General features: G+C 48.7%; 3 protein-coding genes. 1 reads left to right on the forward strand and 2 read right to left on the reverse strand.

Annotated features, from left to right (window positions below; translation table 11 throughout):
• Nucleotides 1-676, reverse strand: a 676-nt coding sequence (locus tag VIM87_RS01400) for a LysR family transcriptional regulator (RefSeq protein WP_331995240.1), incomplete at its 3' end; no start/stop codon positions are given.
• Nucleotides 677-773: 97 nt separating this feature from the next.
• On the opposite strand from VIM87_RS01400, the gene VIM87_RS01405 reads away from it, so the two are divergent.
• Nucleotides 774-2,003, forward strand: coding sequence for an MFS transporter (locus VIM87_RS01405; RefSeq protein WP_331995241.1), 1,230 nt, complete (start codon nucleotides 774-776; stop codon nucleotides 2,001-2,003).
• Nucleotides 2,004-2,011: 8 nt separating this feature from the next.
• Here the strand turns inward: VIM87_RS01405 and VIM87_RS01410 are convergent.
• Nucleotides 2,012-2,398 (reverse strand): AraC family transcriptional regulator (locus tag VIM87_RS01410; protein WP_331995242.1); only part of this gene is annotated, 387 nt, incomplete at its 5' end.

Genomic DNA, 2,398 nt, shown 5'->3' on the forward strand with positions numbered 1-2,398 from the left:
CAATATAATTGGGCCTGAAATCCGGGTGGTTATTGAAATTCGTTTGCCAGAATTTGCGCAGGTTCTCCATATCTGTAGCGGTGCTGTACCATACCTGTTGTTTCAGCCAGTGGGCGGCATCTGCATATTTCTTTTTCTTAACCAGCTGCTCAAAGGGCTTGCTGTCCTGCTTTTCACCGCTTACCAGCACAATGCGCTCTTTGGAAAATGGCTTGTATTCCAGGTTAGGCTGGTTACCTTTTTGCGGGGTAATAATAAGGTCCAGCAGGCCGCTGTCCAGCTCATGCTGCATTTCCGGGTATTCGCCGAATTTAATGCTAACGTTAAAGGGCAGCTCGGAAATATATTGTTCCAGGGTGAACTGAAATGTTTCCAGGCACATGCCTATGTTGATGTTTGCCTTATAGGTATCGGCACTTTTATGAAAATGCTCTTCCGCGGTTTCCAGTTTGTTCACCGCATCGGAAATAAAGTTGTACAACACTTTAGCCCGGTCTGTAGCCACCATCTTCCGTGCCGACCGGTCAAATAATTTGTACCCCACATAGGCTTCCAGCGAGTTCAGATGCAGGCTTGCACCCGGTTGTGAGATGTATAATGTTTGCGCAGTAGCGGTCAATGAGCCGGTTTCATAAATGGTTTTGAAGGTACGGAACCATTCCAGGTCTAACAGCATAATCTATCATTTTAATGATGCAAAGGTACTATTTAAGTTATTATGCTAATAGTTACACCCGGGGTAATTTTGTTCCGGAAAACAAATCAACAGGATAATGGAATATACTAACATGGAAGCAGCGCTTATAACACCAGCCGCTGTAACCCGTACCAGGAAAGGATTGCCCGCAGCATTGTGGGCTTTAACCATCAGCGCTTTTGCCATTGGCACTACGGAATTTGTAGCAGTAGGCATACTGCCCACCATTGCACAGAGCTTACATGTAAGCGTTGCCACTTCAGGCTTGCTGGTAAGCATTTACGCCATGGGCGTAGCGCTTGGCGGCCCCCTGCTTACGGCGCTCACCGGCAGGCTGCCACGCAAACCCCTGCTGGTAGGTTTAATGGGCTTGTTCATTGCAGGGCACATTGCATCTGCCATGGCCCCCGACTTTATTACTTTGCTGATAGCCCGTTTTATTTCAGGTTTTGCGCATGCCGTGTTCTTTGGGGTAGGGGCCACTATTGCAGCTACGCTGGTAGCGCCTGATAAAAAGGCCACTGCCATTGCAATTATGTTTGCAGGGCTTACCATTGCCATTATTGTAGGCGTGCCGCTGGGCACCTTTATTGGCCAGCATTTTGGCTGGCGTGCCACCTTTTTAGGCGTGGTATTGTTAGGGGCTGTTGGTTTTGCCGCTACCTGGATCCTGCTCCCGAACCATCTTAAAAGCAGCCCGCCACTGAAACTAAAACAGCAGCTGCAGGTGCTGAAAAGTGGTCCCATCCTGCTGGTGCTGGCCATTACCGCCTTTGGCTATGGCGGCACCTTTGTAACTTTCACTTACCTGGCTACACTGCTGGAAAAGATCAGTGGTTTCTCTGCCGCATCAGTAAGCCTGCTGTTACTGGTGTATGGCTTGGCTATTGCCCTGGGTAATGTAATAGGCGGTAAGCTGTCCAACACCAATCCTGCAAAGGCTTTGATCAGCATGTTCTTTTTACAGGCGCTGGTATTGCTGCTATTTTCTTTCACGGTGTATTTTAAAGTAGCGGCAGTGCTTACCCTGTTTGCAATGGGGATCTTATCTTTTGCTACAGTGCCGGGCCTGCAGTTATACATTGTGCAGCTGGCAGAAAAGTATTTACCAGGCACCGAGGATATTGCCTCTTCGTTAAACATCTCTGCCTTTAACCTGGGCGTAGCTATAGGCGCTTATGTAGGTGGTAAAGCAGTGGGCAGCGCGGCCCTGGGCCTGCCGGCAACGCCCTGGCTGGGCGCATTGATCGTGTTGCTGGGAGCGGTGTTAACGGTGTTTAGCTATCGTGCCAATAAAAGTAACTAAAGATTATTTCACGCAGCCCGGTGCTTCTTATTCCTGAATTGTGAAGGGCTGATGCCTTTTAGCTTGCGGAAGAATTTATTCAAATGGCTTTCATCTGTAAAGCCCAGCTCCGCCACTATTTCATTAATACGCAGGTCGCTGTGCAGCAGGCGGCTTTCTATCAGCTTCAGCTTATAGTTGTTAATGTACTGCTGCATGGTTTCATTGGCGTGCTTTTTAAAATAGCGGCCCAGGTAAGAGGCCGATACGCCAAACTCTTTGCTGATGGCTTCTGTGCGCAGCTTCTCCGGTGCATAGATATGCTGCTGGATGTATTGCAGTATATCCAGCGCTTTTTCATCCGTTGCTTCATTTACTTCCTGCGGCAGGTACTTGGCAATGTTGCGCGCCACCAC

The sequence above is a fragment of the Chitinophaga sp. genome, assembly GCF_036569125.1.
Classification (GTDB): Bacteria; Bacteroidota; Bacteroidia; order Chitinophagales; family Chitinophagaceae; genus Chitinophaga.

What these genes read in the sequence shown, in the direction of transcription:
- VIM87_RS01405 (WP_331995241.1), top strand. Translation starts at nt 774, where the DNA reads ATGGAATATACTAACATGGAAGCAGCGCTTATAACACCAGCCGCTGTA.